The sequence below is a fragment of the Anaerosporobacter faecicola genome (assembly GCF_012070565.1).
In the GTDB taxonomy this organism is placed as follows: domain Bacteria; phylum Bacillota; class Clostridia; order Lachnospirales; family Lachnospiraceae; genus Anaerosporobacter; species Anaerosporobacter faecicola.
On sequence record NZ_JAAQRO010000032.1, the window covers coordinates 1 to 23032 of the forward strand.

The window sequence follows — 23032 nt, forward strand, 5'->3', positions numbered from 1 at the left end:
GCTTACAAAAGTAGCATCTCACTTACAAAGTAGTGTAAAAGTAGCGTTTCGTTTACAAAAAATGATTCTTGATTATAAACATTGCATTTCGTCTTACAAAGTAGCATCTCATTTTACAAGTCACCAAAATTGGTAATATACGTAGTACTGATAGTAGAATATACAAGTAAAAATAGACATATGTAAAAATATGTTATACAATAGAAAATAAAGGACACTATTTGCAGAGAAAATAGAGATTCATATTAGACGCAGATTAGATTTTATCATATTGGTATGTTAAATTAGCTGACTAACGGAGGTTGTGCAATGAAAAATAGATATGGTTTTATAGTAATTCTTCTATTGCTGCTCCTATATTGCTGTTATAGCAGTATTTTAGATGAAAAAAATGAAACCAATAAACATACAGATACTGGATATAGGAAAGAGCAAACAGATGTAGAACGAAAAGAATGTTATGATGAAATAGATGTAGCTACTGAATTCGCTTTCAATCTACATTACGAAGAATTTTCAAGAATAGATAATGCTACCCACACAGATATACATATTGAATATCCACAGATAAATAATATGAAGTCCGTTGAAATCGAGAAGAAAGTCAATATGTTGCTTAAGGAAAAAGCAATTTCATTGTATCTCGATTTCGATTCGGAGGGGCTAAACTTACCAATGAAGACGAACATAGAATATTGCAATTCGAATATCCTTTCTGTTAAATATTCAGGCTATGGCTATTATTATGTGGCAATAAATGGAATGAATATAATGTATGCAACCAATATTGATTTGAATACGGGTGAGATAATTAACATTCATGTTTTGTTTACGGAGCGTTTTCAAGGGGTGTTAAATCGGAATGTATTTCGATACGATGGAGAAGATCAAGCTAGTGAGGGGGAATCAATGGACCCTAATTCTAATGCATATAGATATAGTACGGCAGATGAGAGTATCATTATGGAGATGTTTGAAAACTACTACAACGATCTGCAAACGGATCGATATTATTTTAGTGAGTCAGGTTTCCATTTACTTGTAATTACACCAAGTGGACCTACAATCTTTTTAGAATTAGTTGCAAGTTATGAGGATTTAAAGAGTTGTATGAATTTTAGCAATGGATTTTGGGATGACTATTTCGATTTGCAATAAATGCACGCAAATCAAAGAAATTAATCAACCGAATAACATGACCATTACTAATACTGTGAATAGTACAGAAAAGTTATTGTATAAAGGAGAACAACTATGATACATTCAATCAACGTTCAGTGGAAGATTATGACTCATAAAATGGAGTTTATATTTGCATTTTTGGTTGCGGTTACATATGCATGTATATCGTTGCTTTATAATTTTAATTATTATAAAGATACGGATATAAGTAAGATTCCGGCTGCAGATACACTATTTTGTATGTCAAGCTATTCGAAAACATGGTCATATTTTGAGGTTATTTTTCCATTTTTAGTTATTTTACCTTTTGCAATTTCTTTTATCAATGAAAATAGAAATGGGATAACTCCAATGTTAGTGTATCGAAGCACACATAAACAGTATTTCTTGTCAAAAGCAGTGGTATGTTTCTTAGGCGGGTTCCTAATTATTATGTTGCCTTTTTTACTTAATCTAGTATTATGTCATATCTTTTTTTCGAATAATCACAATGTGATTTTTGGAGAGTATGGGATGCCAAATTATTTTCGGACATTACTAGGGACGAATCAAGGATATCGTACGACGTTTCATGCGAAACCTTTTTTAGATGTATATTTGGTAAGTACAACCTTATACAATTTGTTGTATATCCTGTTACTATCCTTATTTAGTGGGTTAGTAGGTGTTTTCGTACTATCCTGGTCGTACTTTATTAAGAAACATGTGATTTTATTGTTCTTACCTTTTTTCATCTTAATTAGAATAACGAATGCTATGACGGTCTCGTCGTTTAACATTGCAAGTCAAAATCATGAAAAATTATTTCTTAATTATTCCATAATGGATTACTTCTCTCCATTTTCATTTAGTGGGCAAAATTGGTATTACATGCTATTACTATGTTTGATGATGATTCTGTTTTGCTTGATTGCCCATGTGTATATTTTAAGGAGAGCGTCAAAAGGTATCTTAACACTTTAGACCCTATCTACGAGAGGAGATCTCATGAAATACGTAAAAGAGTTAGCGAAAGTACTAATCGTTATTCCATATGTTCTTATTATCTCTAGTACTGATTTAGTAGGTGTTCCCTTTGATATAGAGATAGCAGAGTTACTATGGAATCGTATATTTGGAGTAGTTACGGTTGGAGATACGAAAACTTTAGTTTTGGCTGTTCAGAATATGAGTTTTATTTTTTTATTTGGTATTCTATTTGGTCACTTTATGTATAAGACGTTTACAGTTGGAAGTGTATATTATTTTTCAAGGATTTATAGTAGAGGATACTGGTATTGGGGAAAAGTAGTACAGTTAGGTATCATTAGTTTTCTATATTCTGTTACTTATGTAATGGTAAACCTATGGATCTGTATGAGAAAATCAACACAGACAATCAATCATACTGATTATTGTGTAGTATTAATTATCATTGTGTATATTGCAATTCTTATACAATTAATTGCTGTAGTTATTAATTTGCTATCAATCAAGTTAGGAAATATAATTGGTTTTTTGATGGTATGTATTGGAATTGTTATACTAATTGGAGTGGCATTAAGTGGAACGACAAATTCTGTTATACGATTACTAAATCCATTTATGATGGGAGATATGATGTCTCTTAAAGCAAGATGGATGTATTCCAAGATTATTGCGAACAGTATTTGGGTATTGGGAGGTTGCATCTATGGTATGCAGCTAATTAAGAAAAAGGATATATTACATACAGATATGGAATGATAGGGAGGAAGTCAAGATAATGCATACGGTAAAGACAATTAATTTATCAAAAAGTATAAAAAAGAGTGAATTAATCGTTAATGTTAATATGGAGCTAGAGGGTGGAACGATATATGGCTTAGTAGGTGAGAATGGTTCTGGAAAGACGATGCTTTTTCGCATGCTATCTGGTTTGGTTTCTCCAACTTCAGGTAGAATATATTTCGATGGAGAAGAAGTTAGTAGAAGTAATAAACCGAATATCGGTGTGATGATTGAAAATGCATCCCTGTTTCCAGAATTCACTGCCTATCAGAATTTAAGTTATTTGGCTGGAATAAAAAAGATTGTCGGGAAGGAAGACATTATTCAAACAATTGGTAAGGTAGGGTTAGATCCATATAGTAAAAAAACATATAAGAAATTCTCACTAGGTATGAAACAACGATTATTATTGGCACAAGCTATAATGGAATCACCAGATTATTTGTTTTTAGATGAACCGACGAATGCAATTGATCAAGAGGGAATACAAGTTATGCACAATGTTATTAGAGAACAAGCAGATCGTGGAACGGTTGTATTAATTGCAAGTCATAATAAATCGGATATATCACAATTGTGTACGTTGACCTTTCGAATGGAGCAGGGGAGGATAGAACGTGAAGAATAACAACTTGAAAATCGGTATTATCGTAGGAATATTGCTCCTTGTAAGCGTTATCGTATATGGTTTTGTATGGAAACTGAATTGTAAGGATTGTGGACTAGCCCATGTTTCCACGACGGAAGACCTTGATCACATTTCAGTCAGACTAGATTATGCGTTTGGAATGCGTGCTGAGGAAGAAAAATTATTGTTAAAGGAATTAAAAGAAGGAAAAACGCTGATTGAAGAAGCGTTACAATCAGATATAATTGTAGTTGGAAAGGCTACAGGAAATATTGTACAAAGCAATTGCAGTCAAGGACAAGAGATCATTGTAGAGAAAGTACTTACAGGACAAGAGAACATATCAGAAAACAGTAGTTGTTTTGTGTACGGATATTTTGGCTTTCAAGAAGTAGAGGGTCAAGTTATTTATATGAATCCATTAAATGTGATGCAGCCAAATGAGGAGTATCTGTTGTTTCTTGAATCTTCTGAACTTAATGAACGACAGAAGAAAAAGTCTTATTATTTGACATCAGATAGTCTTGGATATATAGCACTTAATAATAGGACAACACCTACGATTGAGAGAGAACAGATGAATGAAATTGAATTCTCCGAACTAAAAAAGTACAATTTCTTTTCTGCATCTACTGAAGTTACAGAAGCACTTATCACACTACAAAAAGAGATTATCACAACACTACTGCGGTAATTTGGACTTAATATCCCGTCGATAATAATACAAGCATCTGCCATACATATAATCGTATAGAACGATAAAAACTTCAACGATTGGTACAAAAAGCAGGAAGGTTGGAATGCGCAGATTCGTGAATAATTCCTTGCATGTAAAGTAAAGGGTGAAGATACTGATATTTGCGATTAGATAATTCAGTGCATGAACCAAGATCTTTTTGGAAGTTCTAGAATACCAGTGGTACCAGATTCCATAGTGTCCGAAAAACAAGATATATGGGACGATCGCAAGCTTATTCGGAAGTAGTAGTAGCGCAAGGAGGGAGGAAGCAACATAAAAGCTAATTCCAGTTACCCAGTTACTTTCTTCGAGAATGATTAGTATGAAGATGGAACTCAGACAATAAGAAACCATCTGTACACTTGTGGTAGAGCTTGCAAGGAATAGAAAGAATAAAGTAAATATTAAGAATATACCACATAAACTTAACGTCTTTGGCGTTAAGTTTTTCTTTTTCATGGAATTAGAAGTGTGATGTGCTCTCATGTTTGGCTCCTCCCAATATAATTATAGTAGTTTGGCACTCGAACAGTGCGTTCCCCCTACTCGAGGGAAGGGGAATGTTCTGTATAACGAGCAAAGATTGCATCACTTTTTTCTCGTATGGCAATACACAATACATTGAATACAATCCCTTTATAATCAACGAACTGCATATCCGTATATAGATATACAATCTGTAATAAGACAGAATTGATGTGTTGTTTGACTTCTTGTAGGAAACGCTCGTTGTCCTGTCGATAAGCAGAAAGCATCGGATTAAATGCATGTTCTTTTTCATCTTTTTCTAAATCATCCAGTGCATCGATACAATAAATCCATTGACCTAGATAGTCGAATAAGTTGCTAATTAATTCGGTCTGTACCGTGCAGATCGGTTGAAAGAGCTCTGCAAGTGCTTGACCGAATAATTTGCCAAGCAGTACGTAGTCGGTGCAGCCTGCTGTTTCATAGTCATGTAATTCTTTCGTATACTTGGTGAAACGTGCGGTTTCATGGGGATATTGTTTGCTAACTTTCTTGTAAGCAGAATGGTAGATTGCACTGGCAGTACGTGTTTTGAATCCACCCTCATCTTGCAAGTTATCTTGAATCTTCCCATAGGCGAAGAGAAGGTTCATATCTGCCATATATTTCGTGTATGTGTTGAGCCTGATGGGCTTTTTCTTGTAGGCGTGTAAGCAACAACGGTGTGTGGTTTCTTCTGTTTGGGTATCTGCTAGGGAAGAGAGGAGTAAAGCAAAGAATGTTACGTCATTGCTTAACAACATTCTAGGAAGTTCTCCGATATGTTTCTTGATCTCACAACAAATTCCGCAATAGAAAGAACGATATTGTTTGTATTCATACACGCGAAGGTCATCGATCTTTGGTTTAAGGTATCCGATCATAAGAAGCCTCCATTAACAACAATCCACACAATCCATACACATTAAGCAACCAAGACATTGGCAACAGTCATCACAGCCATCGTTACGATGTGGATAGATGGAATTGTAATTTTGACCATAATAACCCTGGTTGCCACCACCCCAGTAAGCATTCCCCGATTGTTTGGCAGCGAGGATCTGTTCTTTCGCAGTATTTCCAACTGCACGATATAGATCGTTAAGCTCCTGATTAAGATCATGATGATACGTTGCACAAGCAGACTCATAGGTTTGTCTAGTGGTGCGGCGGGTATTCTCAAGTTCACTCATTAAGTTAATGAACTGGTAGTTTGCCTGGGAAGCAACTGGAGTACGTTGCATCTCTTCATAAGCAACTTTCAGAACGGTTGGAATATCATTATAGATGACCAATGGTTCTTTCGTTATTAATTTGTCGTATTTGGACTGAATGGCAGGGTAGATTTGTAGAATTGTAAGCAATATAGAGATGGTCTTGTTCATCTCCTGTTCAATGGTAGGTCGAACGTAATTGCTGAATTCATCGGATGAACCGCTGCTTTGGTATCCGTATCCATAGCCATAATCGGAGTATTCATTTCCGCCTTTTTCAAATCGTGCACAGAGTTCATTGTATTCTGCATTGATCTCCTGCATCTTATCTAAATCTCCACCATTATCCGGATGGTAGACACGTATGAGTGCTTTGTATTGTTTTTTAACATCTTCCATTGATGTTGGATTATGAAACCATTTCATTGGAATTCTCCTTTGTCTATATTGATGTTGGGGTTGGGCACATTAACCGCTCAAACTTTATCTGATTATAACATGACCTTGTTTTATTTTGATAGTAACAAATGTCATATTTAATAAAATTATAAGAAAATCCCAATCGAATGCTAAGAGGATGCAATAATGAACAAATGTTAAGTTTTGTTTGTTTATGTCGAAAATGCATTTACAAGGGATAAGAGAAAGCATAAAATGTAAGAAAAAAAAGCAGGTGATTATTAATGCAAGTATTAAAAGAAGAATTACAAGTGATGATTGTGGAATCAGCAAAACATGAATTTTACATACATGGATTTAAAGCAACCTCAATGCGAACCATTGCAAAGAAAGCCAATACGACCATTGGTAATCTATATAACTATTTTGCAAACAAGGAGGAATTGTTCCTTGCGGTGGTGGGAGAACTTCCTACTTTATTAAAACAGGCACTTTATGGTCATCAGGACGCATTTGAAGAAGCACAGAATACAGAATTGAATTTTCGAGAGATTGTATTAGCAATGGAAGAACAACTTCCACAAGCATTTTTTCTCCAACATCTTCTTAGTCAGGAGTTCATTATATTGATGGAGGGGGCTGAGGGAACAAGTCTGGAAGGGTTTCGGGACGAGTTCTTGGGATTTTGTATCGAACATATGCAGGAACATATGCCAGGGGAAGAGAATGCACTTTTGGCAGCGGAGATCGCCAACAGTTTTGTATCTGTATTGATTTATGTTGCGAAACATAAAAAGAGCTTGGAGGAAGGAATCAGAGCCATTACTAGATACATAGAAATCTTGATTGCAGGTATTATGGAAGTAAATGATACCATGACGACAAATGATTGATACATATAAAAAGCTTATAAAAGTTTCGCAGTATATGATTTTGGTTCACAAGTAGAGGGAAGTTTATGGAAGGATAGATATTCTGACGTATTCCTATAGAAACAATACTAGGGGATTGGTCAGAAAAATGAGAACACAAACGAAATCGAATGTTACATAAATGGAAAGGACAAGGTGAGGAGTATGATCAAAGTAAATGATGTACATTTTCGGTATAAAAAGAATCAGGCAGAGATTTTAAAGGGGATTTCTTTTACCGTAGAAGAGGGAGAAATCTTTGGGTTATTAGGTCCTTCAGGAGCGGGAAAAAGTACGTTACAAAAAGTTCTACTGGGATTAAACAAAGGCTATAGTGGTAGTGCTCAGATTATGGGGACAGAAGCGAAGCAGATTGGAAGCCGATTCTATAATAAGATTGGTGTAGGTTTTGAATTACCGAATCTATATGAACAGTTGACCATTGAAGAGAATTTAAAAACATTTCAGAAATTATATGAGAATCCAGCGGATATTCCTGAGCTACTGCGTGAGGTGGGACTTTATGAGCATCGGAATAAGAGAGTGAATGAATTATCTAAGGGAATGAAAATGCGGCTAAACTTCTGTAGAGCATTGATTGGAAATCCGTCGATCCTGTTCTTAGATGAACCAACTTCGGGTCTTGATCCAAACAATACGAAAGTAATTCAAGATAAGATACGCAAGTTAAAGATGGAAGGGGTTACGGTTATCGTCACAACGCATAATATGACATTTGCGGATCAGATCTGTGATAGGGTGGCATTTGTGGTTGATGGGACGATCAAGGAAATCGGGAAGCCGGAAGAATTGCGCTTGCAGTATGGAGCGAGTCGGATACGCGTTAAGACGAAGCTGGAAGAGAGGGAATATCCATTAGCCGAGATAGGACAAAATATGGATTTTCTTACACAGATCAAGAATCCCGTGCTTCACATCGACACCATATGCCCAACGTTGGAGGAAATCTTTACAATTGTAACGGGGAAGATCCTATTATAACTTCACATAATACGATGCAGGGACAAAAGGACATTTCACATGGTACTTGCATGAAAGAGTAGATGGTGTTGATTTTTATATCATAAATTAGAAAGGAAAATGAACATGCGTATAAAAGGTGTTTTAAAATGGTGCGAACATGAGATTCGGATGCAGGTAAAGAATGGAATGTATCCAGTCTATATTATTGTAAATCTAATTTATATCTTTGCATTAGGCTATGTACCAGATGGTTGGAAGGAAACGGTGGCAATTCTATTAATCTTGTCGGACCCAACATTCTTAGGAATGATTTTCGTGGGAGGAATTTTATTATTAGAGAAGAATAACAGTATACCAAAAGGTATCGGCGTTTCCCCTATTGGAAGTGGAGGTTATATCCTTGGGAAATGTTTCTCCTTGTTACTCATTACAGCTATTACGGCAAATTGTATCCTGGTAGCAGGAAAAATCCCGATTCGTTTGTGGAAAGAGCTTGCGATCTTATTAACTGCGTTACTATTTACGATGATTGGTATGATTCTAAGTACATTTTCTAAAAGTTTGAATCATTTTATTGCTTTATTCATAGGTGCCACCGTAATTGGAGTACTTCCTATTGTACTTGGGTGTTATTTTCCAGATCAACTTCTTCTCAAGTGGATTCCAACGTTCGCTCTTTTCCGTGTGCTTATACAGGATGGATTTCAATTGACCAGTAATATCAAGGTGTTAACGATGGGTGAGAATCTATTTTTCTGTTTGGAACTGGTAATCTGGTGCGTTGGTACTTATGTAGGAACGAAACACGTGATTGAGAAGCGATTATTTGTTTAGGGGGGAGAGAAATGTTACGGGCTATATTTCAAAATGATGTACGGTGTGTCAAGAAAGATCCCATGGTTTGGGCGGTCTTTGCAATGCCATTTATTATGCTAACATTTTATTTTCTGGTTAGGGAGTTTGTTCCATTGATCAAGGAGTATCTGCCGGCATTGCAGTATATGTTCATAGCAATGGCAGGCTTGATGCCAGGTGCCATATTTGGTTTACGTATCTTAGAAGAAAAAGATGAACATATCTTATCCTACTTTGCTGTGACACCATTTACACTAACTGGATATTATTGCTTTCGTATGGGCGTAGTTTTGTTGTTAGGTATGGTAGAAACCATGATATTATGGTTTGGATTAGGCATTCATGCCAACCCTGTATTGTTGGTATATAATGCCCTGCTTAGCATGCTTATGCTTTGGCTTGTTGGAGCAGTAGCGAAGAATAAGATTCAGGGAATGGTATTCTTGAAATTGTTTGGTGTGGTGGTTTTATTACCTTGCGTTCGTTTATTGGGAGAAAATCATTTGGATTGCTGGCTTGGCTTGCTTCCATGGGATTTTCTATATCGAGAGATTGTGATAGGTACAAGTTTTAAAGCGGCACCATACCTCTATATGCTGTATGCAATTGGTGGAATCCTGTTATTTTATCGAAAATCCCTATCCAAAGCATAAGAGAATTCGACACATGATAGCTCTTCTTTCTGCATACAATAAAACTAAGTAATACGAAGGAAAGAAAAGAGAATGGAGAAGAAAGTGATCTTTGTCTTAGTTATCATTCTGTTGATCATTATGGGGAAGATGTGTCGTGGAGAGCTATTCGAACCGACGATGCAGCAGGAAACAACAGAAGATACTGCAATAGAGCGTACCACGGAAATGGAAGAATCGATTGTAACGGATAAAGAGGAGTTTGCAAAACAGGAAAAGCAAACGAATTCTGGTAAAGAAGAAACAATCAAAGAAGAGACAATCAAAGAAGAGACAAAGGAAACGACAAAGAAAAAAACCAAGGAAACAACAAAAGATGCAAGTAACAAAATAGCACAGAGTGAGGATTACATGGAATTATATCCAGACATGTATGTGAAAAAGCAGGCGAAGATTCCCTTGGCAACTGTAGATGAAGATGTCTTAGGTTTTCGTAAATATATGATGTCCTACCCAATTCAGAATGCAATACAGAATAAAAAGAAAGTAGCTTATCTTACGTTTGATGATGGACCAAGTGAAAATACCATAAAAGTACTTGAAATCCTACGAAAACATAATATAAAAGCTACTTTTTTTATGATCGCGGAGACAATTACACCAGATCAGTATGAACTTATACAAGAGATGATCAAAGAGGGGCATACCATTGGAATTCATACGTATTCCCATAATTATAGGCAGATCTATTCTTCGGTGAAAGCGTATCTGGAAGACTTCTATCTTGCATATAAAAAAATCTATGAAGTAACGGGAATGCAGCCTACTATCTTTCGGTTTCCAGGTGGAAGTTATAACTGTTATATGAAAGGAATGCGGGAAAAGGTAATTGATGAAATGAACCGAAGGGGATTTAACTATTATGACTGGCAGGTATCAGCAGAGGATTCCGTGGGAAATCCATCCCGTGCTTCCATTACTAGAAATGTTTTAAAGGACTTTAAGAAATATCAAAAGCCTATAATCTTAATGCATGATTCTTCCATTAATGCCCTCACTGTACAGGCTTTGGATATTATTATTCAGACAATGAAGGAAGAGGGGTATGAATTCGATACGGTAGACCGTAGATAGAATTTAACTTATGCAATGCCAATACATAAGCGAGGTCATGCTTCCCAAGTTGTTGTATGATGTCATGAAACATGTAAACAAGAAGTAATGTTGAGATGTTTCACACCCGTTCTTAGGCATCATACATCAACAGGGAAACAAATTAAGAAATTGGTAGTTGGGCGTAATTAATCGTAGTCATTAATTTTATAGCATGGTTAGATACTTAAGTTCTAATAGAAAAATTACATAAAGAACTGTAAATAAATACAAAACGCTTTAAGCAAAAACACGAAAAAAACTTTCGTAAATAAGGAAAATTAATAAAAAGTATAAGAAAATATAGTATTTTTTATAAAAAGTATATATTTCTTACAAATAAACCAAATATATTATAAGATAATTAGTAAAAATATATAATCTTTGTATTTTATTACATTTTTATCCGTACCCCTCATTGCTATACTGGAATTGAGAAACATTGATCAATGTGGGAAAGGAGATTTGTTATGAAAATACGAAAAGTATTTAACAAACGTAGTAAATTACTATTGTCAATCGTATTATCCATATCAATGGTTATGGGGCAGCTGATGATTCCAACGAACACGGAAAGCAAAGCAGCAGCCTATGAGGGGACGATTGAGTCAGTAGAAGTAAAAAGTACACTACCTGCTTATATGAAGAAGTCAAAATTAAGTTCTATGCCTTCTAATATATCAGTAAGTGTCAATGGAGGAGATGCCTTTACAACGCCAGTTACTTGGTCTGTGAAATCGGGCAATGCTTCTTACGTTGGAAGTGCCGTTGTGTTAAAGGGGATTTTACCTGAGGTAGAGAATTATGAAATAACGGCAAATGTAGTGGTATATTCCACAAAACTTGTTTACTTTGTTGACTGCGGTTCCGTGTTAAAAAGTGTAACGCCAACCGTATACAATGAGATAAAAGCTTTAGATGGAGTCAATCTAAAGAATACCGTTGCTGATCAGAATTCAGATGGAACTTGGGGATATACAACCACATCTGCTGGAAGCAAAGGTGCGAATACGACTTTAGCAGCAAGTTACCTAAGCCAGTTGAATGCAACTGGATATTATGGTAATAGCAGTTCTGGTAATAAATTAGGATACATCTTTGATCTTGAGGAAGGAACATATCAGATTACCACAGGACATTATGAATGGTGGTCTGGTCCTAGAACAAGTAATGTTACAGTTAATAGTACAAGCATTGGATCCTGTACGGTAAGCTCTAGTCAGGTACAAGGATATGTATCAGGAGAATTTGTTATGGATGCAGCAGGTACAGCCACTGTAACATTAACAAAAGGTTCTTCTGGTGATGACGCCGCTTTAACCTATATCGCGATTGAGAAGATTGAAGCTGATTCAAGTATTGATACTTCAGCTTGGGATAGTAAGTTAGCAGAAGCGAATGATAAGATTAATTCAGGAATCTATTCTGAAGAAACAGAAACAAAATTACGAACAGCAGTAGAATCTGGAAAAGATTTAATTAAAGTAGTGGAGTCTGCGCAAGATGTAACCGATGCCATAACGATGGTGCAGTATGCAATTGATGGACTTGCTTTAGCAGATAAAACAACTTTGATTAATTATGTAGAAGAGCCATTGGATACAGGACTCTATACAGTAGATGCTGCATTTACTACATATAAAGAATTGATTCAAAGTAGCGAAATTCAATCGGTATATACCGCAGCTACACCAACTCGTACGCAGATTGCTGATGCAGTAATAGCCATTGAAGCAGCTCGTGCAGGATTAACAACTACACGTACACAGATCGTAGTTGATGGGAATGACGTAGATGTTGATAATAATGGAGATGTTGTGAATAAGTTCCAAGGTTTTGGAGCAGTTACTTGTAACAATACATCCAACTTATTAATTGATTACAAAGAAGAAAACCCAACAGAATATTGGGAAATGATGAATATGCTTTTCAATACGGAAACAGGAGCTGGTTTAAGCCACGTGAAAGTAGAGCTTGGTGGAGACGTAAACTCTTCCTCTGGTACAGAACCAGCAACAATGCGTAGCGAAGATGAAGAAGCAAATGTTCGAAGAGGAGCAGGCTGGGTATTTGCAGCGGATGCTCTGACAATTAATCCAGACATCACCATTGAAGCACTTCGTTGGGGTGAACCATCTTGGACTTGGGATGGTGGATTTGAAGCAAGATACAAATGGTACAAGGAAACGATTGATGCAGCATATGATGAATTTGGAATCAAGTTATCCTACTTAAGTCCAGGACAGAATGAAAATAATGCAGGAAGTGGTTCTGTATCAGTTAGTGATAACTTTGCTTGGATCAAATACTGTGCACAAAGACTAAATGCGGAGACAGAAGGTCGTTATGATTACAGCCAAATTAAAATCGTTGCTTCCGATTCACACTGTGGTAGTGAAGCAATTGCAAAAGCAATGTTAGCAGATCCTGAATTAATGGATCTAATCGATGTTATTGGTGACCATTATCAGATTCGTGGTAATGCCTCTTTAACAACTTTGAATGAAGAGTATGGAAAAGAAGTATGGTACAGTGAAGGTGTTGCGCCTATGATCAATGCCAAAGAAAGAATCAATGCACAGCCAGAGTACGGTGGAGTTGGTGGAACAGTTGGTATGATTGATCTTGCAACCCGTTACATATGTGCATATCAATATGCAGGAACAACCTATAGTGCCAAGATGACAAGATGGGAATTCCAACCTGCCATTGCTGGTTTCTATCAAGGTAGCGCATATAGTCCAAAACAATTGATCGGTGCATTCTATCCTTGGTCTGGATATTATGAGGCAGATGGTGGATTACAAGTTGTACAACATTTTACCTTATTCTCTGAAACAAATTGGCACTACATTGAAGGTGCTTGTTACGGAGATGGAACCTATAATGATGGTGGTGTTAAGGCAGATACAGGAACAAACCATTATCTAACCATCAAGGATCCAGATACCGATGATTACTCCATGATTTTTGCCAATAATACTGCCAATGAAAGAGTATATCAGGTTCAAGCAAAGAATCTGGATACGTTCAAAAATCAACTAAATGTATGGGAAACAAGAGGACCAGATGATGGAGAAGAATATGATGCGAACTGGTTACAAAAGATCGACACCATAACACCAACCGTTTCCTCAAGTAATGGAATTAGCTATTACAATATTACAGTAAAACCATATTCTATGGTAACAGTTACAACTTTATTAGACAAAGGAACTTCTTACGTTACTGGACAAAATGAGTCAAGTGCTTCAAATGATATCTTAGCACTTCCTTATACGGATGATTTTGAATATTCCGAATATTCAGTTGATGAGAACGGAATGACTTATTTGGAGAGAAGAGCAGGAACACCACGTTATACTGCTGACCAAAGAGGTGCGTTTGAAGTGCAATCGGATGCAGACAATACAGCGAACCATGTGTTGACGCAGGTAATTTCCAAAGATATCATTCCGGCTGAATGGAATGTATGGGGTGGAAGTACAAGAACAACCTATACACCAAACACTTGGCTGGGAGACCAGAGGTGGGCAAACTACAAAGCGTCCCTTGATGTGAAGATTGATACATCAGGAAGCGACAATAATTTTGCTGGCATTGGTATTCGTCAAAACGAATCTTCAAGTGGAAGTGATTCTTCTGCATATGGAATTCGTATCTATCATGATGGTACATGGAAATTAACAGACAGTGCAACGGTTGTACAACAAGGCATTATTGATGGATTTGATAGCTCAATCTGGCATAACCTTGCAATAGAAGGAAAAGAAAATGTAATTACTGCATATGTAGATGGTGTGGAAGTAGTTACGTATACGGATACTTCAAGCCCTAACCTATGTGGTCGTTTAAGTATATTAAGTGGTTATTATAACACGTATTATGATAACTTGATTGTTGAACCAGTTGATGGATATGCGCCATATTCTGAGAAGATTGATGATGCAAGTGATTCTATAGAATTCAGTGAAACAGGTTGGACATTCCAACAATCTGGATACGCACATTATAACAGAACATTAATGGCAGGCTCCGAATCAGGTGTGATTCTATGTAATACTTATGCAACGAATCCAGGAGATTTGAATAAGATCTATTATTATAAACCAGATGGAAGTTCATGGGGATATTATGATGACACGTATTCTAGTACAACTGGATCTTATGCAGAATTAACATTTGCAGGAACAGGAATTGACTATTATGCAAAAGCACAAAATGCTTCTACGAATGTTAATGTCTATATCGATGGAGAATTAAAAGAAAATGTTACTTTAAATTCCACTGGTGTGGTATATAGTATCTCCAACCTAGAAAATACGCAACATACGATTAAGATTGAACAAGCCGCTGGATGCGTAAGTATCGTAAAATTCAAAGTACATGATTCACAAGAATCAACTACCTTTACGAGCCATTTCACAGGAACTGGATTCAATCTATTTGGTGCAACAAGTGCAAGTACCATTGATGTATATGTTGATGGTGAGTTAGTGGATGATGATGCAGCAATCCCTGCTACAGGAAATCGAGATTGTTCTTACTTTTTGAGAGGACTTACAGACGGTGAACATATACTGAAAGTAGTTGTGGAGAGTGGTACATTTACATTAGATGGTATTGATGCTATTGGTTCCATCTATGGTGTACCATTTAATAAGACGATTACAGGAATCGAAGTAAAGACAGCACCTACTCGTGTTGATTATGCAACAAGTGAATCCATTGTTGACTTGTCTGGTATTGTTGTTACGGTAAATTATGAAGATGGAACAGCAGAGGATTTCTCTGATCCAGGTCTATTCACACCAACAGCCATTGCACAGGATCAGATTGGGGAACAAAATATAACCATTAAGTATCGCGGATTTACTTCTTACTTTACGATTAATGTTGTTTCTGGATTAACATTACTTGATCCAGTTTCTCTTACCGTTCTTACAATGCCTAATAAGACGATTTATGGAGTTGGTGATGAGCTGAATACCAATGGTTTGGTCGTACAGGCAGGATTTGATAGTGGAGAAACCTTAGATATTAGTGACAGTCGAGTTATGGAATTCACGGGATATGACAAGACGAAAGTTGGTATACAGGATGTAACAGTAACATACCGAGGTTGTTCAACAACCTTCCAAGTAACGGTTACAGATTTCTCAACAGGAGCTCGTTTATCCGGAATTCAGATTATTGAACAACCGAACAAGGTTTCTTATGAAGCTGGAGAATCTTTGGATACCAATGGACTAGTTGTAGTTGCTACCTACGATGATGGGTCACAAACGGAGATCACAGATCTTTCCTTGCTTTCCTTTACAGGATTCAATTCAGGCGTTAATGGATTCCAATTAGTAACCATTACATATGAAGGAAAGACGGCTACCTTCTTTGTCGAAGTAAGTGGTAATCAAACAGCAAGTTCTGATGCTGGTGAATCAAGTCCTGTTACACCAGGGGTTATTACAAACCAAGATGAAACAGGTACTACCGATCACAGTGTTGTTCCTGCAACTATGAAGACGCAGATTAGCAATGGAATGTTACTTGTAGCAATTAATGTGAATAAAGATGTTGTTCGTGATGCAGCGAACTATAATAAGACCAACAATATTAATACGGAATTGAATATACAGATTCCAGCAAGCCAAAGTATTCTTACCAGTATTAAATCAGAAGAAGTAACCAGTATCTATTCCAACATTTCCATTGATCAAACATGTATGCCTGGAGCAGAGGGTACAGCAATTCAAGGTATCATTGTTGATAAGGGAATCATAGGAGCATTGCAAGAAACAGAAAAGACAATGCAGTTGAATATCGTAGATGAATCAAATCAAATCTGGTATTCATGGATCTTCAGTGGAAAACAGATGAAGGCTTCTAAAGATGTAGTAACGAATAAGAACCTTGCAATTGAAGTAAATGATTCAGAAAGCAAGAAAGAAATAGATACTTTAGTCTACAAGGATAAGAACAATACCAATGGCTATGTAGTAACAGCAAAAGAAACAGATCAATTACCAAGTGGTACGGTATTAAAGATCAATGTAAAATCCCAGTTGGGTTACAAAGCAGGAACGAAATTATATGTATATCACTATAACGAAGAAACTGGCAAGTTAGAAAGTATGGTAAAAGTGAAATATACGGTGGAGGCAGATGGTTGTATCAGCATGAACACCAAATATGCCGATCAACTTGTTATCCTTGAAAAACAAGCCGATTCTTCTGTTAAAACAACTTTGTTAGGCCAGATCAAAGGCTCAACGAAGAAACAAACGGTGAAGAAAGGTAAGACGATTTATGTTGCACCTACTTTACCAGAAATAATCGTAGCTGTACCAAATTACAGTGCGAAGTATACATCGTTATATGGAGAAGAAACGATGCTTGCTATGGTAACGTATCGTTCTAGCAATTCATCTGTTGCTTCTGTTAATAAAAACGGAAAAGTTGTAGCAAAGAAGAAAGGAAAAGCAACAATTACAGTCACAGTCAAATTAGAAAATGGAAAGAGCAAGACATTCAAGAAAACAATAACAGTTAAGTAACACAACCTTTGCACTTAAATGTTTTTACTGAGTAGATCATTACTATATTCGTCGGAAAACGCGCTCTCGCTTGGATCACACATACCGGTACAAAAGTTGTAAAAGTAATCACCTACTCATAGACAATTTACGGTGTACAAAGCTTGTGTTAGTAAGTGAAACGGGTGTGGTCATGGGGGATCACACCCGCAAAAAAAGGAGTGTAGAATTTTTATGAAAAAAAAGAATGTAAGACGTATGATTGCATTGCTTTTGGTATTGACATTAATTCTTCCTACGAATCCATTTGGCTATGGGGTTACAATTGCGAAAGCAGATACCGCAACCGTATTTGCTTATTATCCATTCCGTGGAGATACGAAAGATTATAGTGGTAATGGGTATGATGGTACCATTGTTGGTAATGCAACCTATGATTCGGAAGGTGGAATCAAGTTATCCAATTCCACAAGTAGTGTACGTCAGAATTATGTATCATTAGATTCTGGAATTTTAACGAAAATGCAGGATTCCAATGCATTGACCATATCTGCTTGGGTGAAGAATGGGGCATCTGGTAATAATAAGACATCGGTATTTACATTTGGTGCTTCAGATACGTATTTCTTTGGGTTTACCCCATTTAACTGGGGCTTAGCAAGATCTAGCTTTTATGTTGGAAGTGAAGTTACTGGTATCCAATATAACACTGCAAATAATGTGAATTCACCAACAAGTGGTTGGTATCAAATTACGATTACCTTAGAAGATGTATCTTCTGGAAGTAACAGTACGAAGATTAGTTATTACAAAGATGGTGTATTTGTTTGTTCTGTTACATCAGCAGCTTCTGTAAGTGCACTAGGCGAACTGTCTTTTGTAAATATTGGTGCTGGAATGCCAAGTTCAAACTACTATGATTTCATTGGTAGCTTACGTGATATCAAATTCTATAGTAGTGTATTATCTACAGAGGAAGTAGCAAATACATATGTACAGGAACAATTTGATCTTGTGGCAGCAGAAATCTGTGATTCAATTGGAGCAGATTTTCAAACACATACCGTAACACTTGACCAAGATGTGACGTTACCAACGACAGGTTCCAACAGTGCGACCATTTCGTGGGCAACAACGGATGAGAATGTAATTACTACAGATGGTGTGATTACGAAACCTTCTTTTGAAGAAGGTGATGTAGTAGCAACGTTAACAGCCACAATCGCTATTGGAGGCGTGGAGAAAGAAGTACCATTTACCGTTACAGTGGAAAAGGAAATGTCAGCAGCAGAGAAGATCGCAGCAGTAAAGGACAGCTTGAATCTTCCTATAACAGATGGTATTACAGGCAATATTACATTACCAACTAAGAATTCTTATGGAGTAACGGTTACTTGGACAAGCTCTAATCCATCTGTAGTTTCAACAGAAGAGATTGCACAAGATGGCTACGATGCAATACCAGCAGGTGTTGTTACCCGTCAAGACACAGACACGAATGTTACATTAACAGCGAACCTTAGTTTAGATGGAGAGACAGACACAAAGGAATTTGCTACAACTGTGAAAGCGAAATCCTCTTATACAACAGCAGATAATGCGGCATATCTGTTTGCATATTTTAAGGGAGAGGGCTTAACCAATGGAGAGCAAATCTATTTTGCTACCAGTGAAAATGGTTTGGATTGGGTAGACCTGAATGAAGGGGCACCTGTACTTACCTCTACATTGGGTGAATGTGGTGTGAGAGATCCATTTATCATTCGTTCAGCAGAAGGAGACAAATTCTATCTGATCGCTACAGATCTTAAGATCAATGGACGTTCTGGTGGAGAGTCAGGAAATGTATGGACAGACAGCCAAGTAAATGGTAGCCAATCCATCATGATCTGGGAGTCAGAAGATTTGGTTAATTGGTCTGAACCAAGACTTACGAAGATTGCAGCAGACAATGCTGGCTGTACTTGGGCACCTGAAATCTTCTACGATAAGAAGACAGGGGAATATGTGGTGTTCTGGTCTTCAAAAACCAGTGATGATAGTTATAGCAAACAACGTGTATATTATTGTAAGACAAGAGATTTCTATACTTTCACAGAACCAGAATTATGGATAGAATTAAAGGGACAATCAGGAGAAACTTTAAGTGCTATTGATGCTTCTGTTATCTCCGTTGAGAATGGAGACGGTTCTCTTACGTATTACCGTTTCTACAAGAATGAGGATAGTACACCAGAAGATGGAGTAACAACTGGTGGTAAATACACGATTGTTGAGAAAAGTGATTCTATGTTAGGAACATGGACAAGAGTATCAGCGGATGTATTAAAGGAAAACCAGTATGTAGAAGGTGGTACTTGCTTTAAGTTTAACGGAGAGAATAGATGGTGTCTGCTTCTTGATAACTTTGGCGGTGGTGGATATTATCCATTGGTTACTACAGATTTAGCAAGCGGTTCCTTTACTAAATTAACAACAGATGAATATTCTTTCCCATCTACTATGCGTCATGGAACGGTTATGAATATTACCAGAGCGGAATATGATACATTAATGGAGAAATGGGATTTACGAGCAAAAGAAAATACAGAAGCAGAAGTTATTGAACCAGTAATTTCTTATGACTTCAATGAAACATTGTCTGGTACGAACATTGCAGATCAATCAGGCAATTCACGTGATGGAGAGCTATTCGGTAATGCAACGTATGTTACAGATGCAGAGAAAGGACAAGTCCTTTACCTAGATGGTACAACAGATACCTATGCAGCTTTACCAACAGGCTTCTTTGATGGTAGAAACAAGTTCTCTGTATCTTTTGATGTGAAAGCAGAGACAAGTGCTTCTTCTGGATATTTTACATTTGGTATTGGAAAGAACAGTGATAAATATCTGTTCTTGAAAACAACTTCCGATACGTATCAGTATGCGATTACAAAAGGCAGCTGGAGTGGTGAGCAAACATTGAAGGCAACAATGCCATCTACTATTCAGGATGTATGGCATAATGTGAAACTTGTTGTAAACAAGAATGTAATGAGCTTATACATTGATGGTGCATTAAAATCTACGGTTAATGATATTACTACAAATATTTTGGATTTTGATAGCAGTGTAGCAGCTTATCTAGGAAAATCATTTTATTCTGGAGATGGTTATTACAAAGGCTATTATGATAACTTCAAAGTCTATAACCGTGAATTAACGAAAGAGGAGATTCATGACGAGTACTATGCAAAAGTATCCTATACCGCTTCAGAAGGTGGTACCATTGAAGGTACATTATCACAGGATGTAAGAATTGGAACGAATGCAACATCAGTAAAGGCAGTACCAAACTACGGTTATGTATTTAGGCAATGGAGTGATGGAGTAACAACTGCAACAAGACAGGATACGAATGTGGTAAATGATCTTGCTGTAACAGCAGAATTTGAAAGAGAGACGGTTACCTTAACGTATACAGCCAGTGAAGGTGGATATATTGAAGGAGAAGCCGTTCAGGTTGTTGGTAAAGGTACCAGTGGTTCAGAAGTCCGTGCAGTTGCGTCTGGAAGTAGTATCTTCGTCAAATGGAGTGATGATGTAACAACTGCATCTCGTACCGATACCAATGTAATGGAAAACAAATCGGTAACAGCAATTTTTACAGAAGGTAATGAAGGTTCCATTGAATTAACAACACTTCCTGACAAAACAATCTATCAGTTAGGAGATACTCTTAATCTGGCTGGAATTGCAGTGACCATTCATTACGCAGATGGTTCAGAGAGAACAACCTCTGATCTGTCAGAAATTACTACAACAGGATTTGATAGTTCTATTCTCGGCCAACAAAATGTTGTAATAACGGTTGCGGGAATGGCAGCTACATTTTCAATTACAGTAGTAGATGTTCCTATGGTAAAAGAGATAGTTGGAATCTGTGTGAAGAAGAATCCATCAAAATCTGGTTACAAATTAGGTGAAGAATTTGTTATTGATGGTTTGGAAATAACGGCATTCTATAACGACCGTTCCGAGGCTGACATCATTGATACCAGTTTATTTACGATAACTGGTTTTGATTCCACAACAGCAGGTACGAAGAAATTAACGGTTACATACGAGGGGAAAGAAGCAACGTTCTTCCTATATGTAGTAGATCCAAACAGTAGTAATGATGTGGTAAGTGGTGGTGGATCGAATGGCGGTTCCGGTGGAAACGGCTCAGGTGGTAGCGGAGATGTAATTATCACGATTCCAAGTAATCCAAGTGGACAGGAAACAAACGAAGATCAGCAACCGCTATCGACAGAAGAAACGATTCAGGCAGGCCGTGATGTGAATGCAACAATGGATACCAAAGTAGTAGATACCAATGTTGTTACAACAATTACCCTTAATCAACAGATGTTGAAAGAAGCAATTACGAATCAGGGACAACCTGTAGAGCTTTCTTTGCCAGTTGCGAATGCAACGAAGTTAAGACAAGAATTAGAAGCGCAGAATGTACTGGGTGCTACAACAAAAATCATTTTAGATAAAGCATATTTGCAAGAAAATGATGACGTTATTGTAAAAGACCTTGTTGCAACAGCAGAAGTATTGAAAGTGTTAAAGAACACGAAGAAAGCATTAGAAATTAAGGTAGTTGATGAGACTGGTACTACATGGTATGCATGGAATCTTAATGGAGACCAGATGTTAAAATCAAATGATTACCTTGAAACATTAAATCTTGTTGTTTCAGGAAGTGATGCAAAGGGTAATGCTTCTGTTCAAAAAACTTTGGAAGAAGATAAGAACAATACGACTGGATATGTGATTTCTTTTGATGAGAAAGCAACACTTCCAAGTGGAAGTGTACTCCGTGTGAATGTGAAGTCGCAATTGGGACTTAATTCAGGAGACGCAGTGTATGTGTACCGATTTAATGAGGAAACAGGTAAATTCGAAAGCAATGCAAAAGTACGTTATATTGTAGATGAAGATGGAATGATTAATACAAATCTTAAAACAAAAGATACGTATGTGATTCTTACGAATAAAGCCTCTACTGAAGTTAAAGTTACATTAAAACAACAGATTAGTCTGTCGAAGAAAAAAGCAACCATAGCAAAAGGAAAGAGTACGACGATTCAAGTTAATCTTCCTGATACGATTGCATTAGTACCTTCTTTCCAAGCTTCTGCAACGGAGCAATATGGAGAAGAAACAGCAGTAGCAACGGTATCTTATCAATCAAACAATAAGAAAGTTGCCACAGTGAATAAAAATGGTAAAGTGGTAGGAAAGAAAGCTGGTAAGGCAACAATCACCGTTACCGTTACTTTTGAAAATGGTACGAAATATCGTTATACGACGAAAGTTACAGTGAAGTAGAATGTCGTAAAGGAAAAGACAATCTTATGTGGAGATATCCCCAAGTGGGTCATTGATTATACCTACTTGGGATACCAACACGAAAGATTGTCTTTTTAACATACTAGGAAAGTCCTCCGACTTTCCTAGTATAACTTTCTTTACTTTGCAAAGCATTCGCTTATCTCATGTAATACAGGACAT

General features: G+C 36.8%; 15 protein-coding genes. 12 read left to right on the top strand and 3 right to left on the bottom strand.

From position 1 onward, the window contains the following. Positions 1 to 309: 309 nt before the first annotated feature. The 5 genes from HBB17_RS14125 to HBB17_RS14145 all read left to right on the top strand — a co-directional run bounded on the left by HBB17_RS14125 (position 310) and on the right by HBB17_RS14145 (position 4253). On the top strand, positions 310 to 1158 hold the full coding sequence (locus HBB17_RS14125) for a DUF4163 domain-containing protein (RefSeq protein WP_167958160.1): 849 nt from the start codon (positions 310 to 312) through the stop codon (positions 1156 to 1158). A 96-nt stretch (positions 1159 to 1254) separates the two neighbouring features. Next, positions 1255 to 2145 (top strand): hypothetical protein, encoded by an 891-nt coding sequence (locus HBB17_RS14130; protein WP_167958161.1) that lies wholly within the window; start codon positions 1255 to 1257, stop codon positions 2143 to 2145. 24 nt (positions 2146 to 2169) lie between these two features. Continuing rightward, a complete protein-coding gene (locus tag HBB17_RS14135) occupies positions 2170 to 2907 on the top strand; it encodes a hypothetical protein (RefSeq protein ID WP_167958162.1) in 738 nt (245 codons plus the stop codon). Between the two features lie 19 nt (positions 2908 to 2926). Beyond that, positions 2927 to 3559 (top strand): ABC transporter ATP-binding protein, encoded by a 633-nt coding sequence (locus HBB17_RS14140; RefSeq protein WP_167958163.1) that lies wholly within the window; start codon positions 2927 to 2929, stop codon positions 3557 to 3559. Continuing rightward, on the top strand, positions 3549 to 4253 hold the full coding sequence (locus HBB17_RS14145) for a hypothetical protein (protein ID WP_167958164.1): 705 nt from the start codon (positions 3549 to 3551) through the stop codon (positions 4251 to 4253). Before HBB17_RS14140 ends, HBB17_RS14145 begins: the two co-directional genes overlap by 11 nt. Here the strand turns inward: HBB17_RS14145 and HBB17_RS14150 are convergent. The 3 genes from HBB17_RS14150 to HBB17_RS14160 are packed head-to-tail and all read right to left on the bottom strand — an operon-like array spanning position 4242 to position 6445. Continuing rightward, positions 4242 to 4784: a hypothetical protein gene (locus HBB17_RS14150; RefSeq protein ID WP_167958165.1), complete on the bottom strand. Its 543-nt coding sequence runs from the start codon at positions 4782 to 4784 to the stop codon at positions 4242 to 4244. The two genes, HBB17_RS14145 and HBB17_RS14150, sit on opposite strands and share 12 nt — an antisense overlap. 56 nt (positions 4785 to 4840) lie before the next feature. Next, the gene (locus HBB17_RS14155) at positions 4841 to 5689 is read right to left on the bottom strand and encodes a DUF5685 family protein (protein ID WP_167958166.1); all 849 of its coding nucleotides are present in this window, start codon (positions 5687 to 5689) and stop codon (positions 4841 to 4843) included. A 12-nt stretch (positions 5690 to 5701) separates the two neighbouring features. Next, positions 5702 to 6445 carry a J domain-containing protein gene (locus HBB17_RS14160; RefSeq protein WP_167958167.1) on the bottom strand — a complete coding sequence of 248 codons (744 nt, stop codon included), beginning with the start codon at positions 6443 to 6445 and terminating at the stop codon, positions 5702 to 5704. Positions 6446 to 6702: 257 nt separating this feature from the next. Here HBB17_RS14160 and HBB17_RS14165 point away from each other — a divergent pair, with 257 nt between their 5' ends. From HBB17_RS14165 to HBB17_RS14195, 7 genes are all read left to right on the top strand, one after another. Next, a complete protein-coding gene (locus HBB17_RS14165; protein WP_167958168.1) occupies positions 6703 to 7311 on the top strand; it encodes a TetR/AcrR family transcriptional regulator in 609 nt (202 codons plus the stop codon). 183 nt (positions 7312 to 7494) lie between these two features. Beyond that, on the top strand, positions 7495 to 8331 hold the full coding sequence (locus HBB17_RS14170) for an ABC transporter ATP-binding protein (RefSeq protein WP_167958169.1): 837 nt from the start codon (positions 7495 to 7497) through the stop codon (positions 8329 to 8331). 105 nt (positions 8332 to 8436) lie between these two features. After that, positions 8437 to 9147, top strand: a complete 711-nt coding sequence (locus HBB17_RS14175; RefSeq protein WP_167958170.1) for a hypothetical protein — start codon at positions 8437 to 8439, stop codon at positions 9145 to 9147. 11 nt (positions 9148 to 9158) lie between these two features. Continuing rightward, positions 9159 to 9821, top strand: coding sequence for a hypothetical protein (locus HBB17_RS14180; protein WP_167958171.1), 663 nt, complete (start codon positions 9159 to 9161; stop codon positions 9819 to 9821). A 72-nt stretch (positions 9822 to 9893) separates the two neighbouring features. Beyond that, entirely contained in the window at positions 9894 to 10934 is a 1041-nt protein-coding gene (locus HBB17_RS14185) for a polysaccharide deacetylase family protein (protein ID WP_167958172.1), read from the top strand. Between the two features lie 488 nt (positions 10935 to 11422). After that, positions 11423 to 17506 (top strand): bacterial Ig-like domain-containing protein, encoded by a 6084-nt coding sequence (locus HBB17_RS14190; RefSeq protein WP_167958173.1) that lies wholly within the window; start codon positions 11423 to 11425, stop codon positions 17504 to 17506. 213 nt (positions 17507 to 17719) lie between these two features. Next, entirely contained in the window at positions 17720 to 22849 is a 5130-nt protein-coding gene (locus HBB17_RS14195) for an immunoglobulin-like domain-containing protein (protein ID WP_167958174.1), read from the top strand. Positions 22850 to 23032 lie beyond the last annotated feature (183 nt).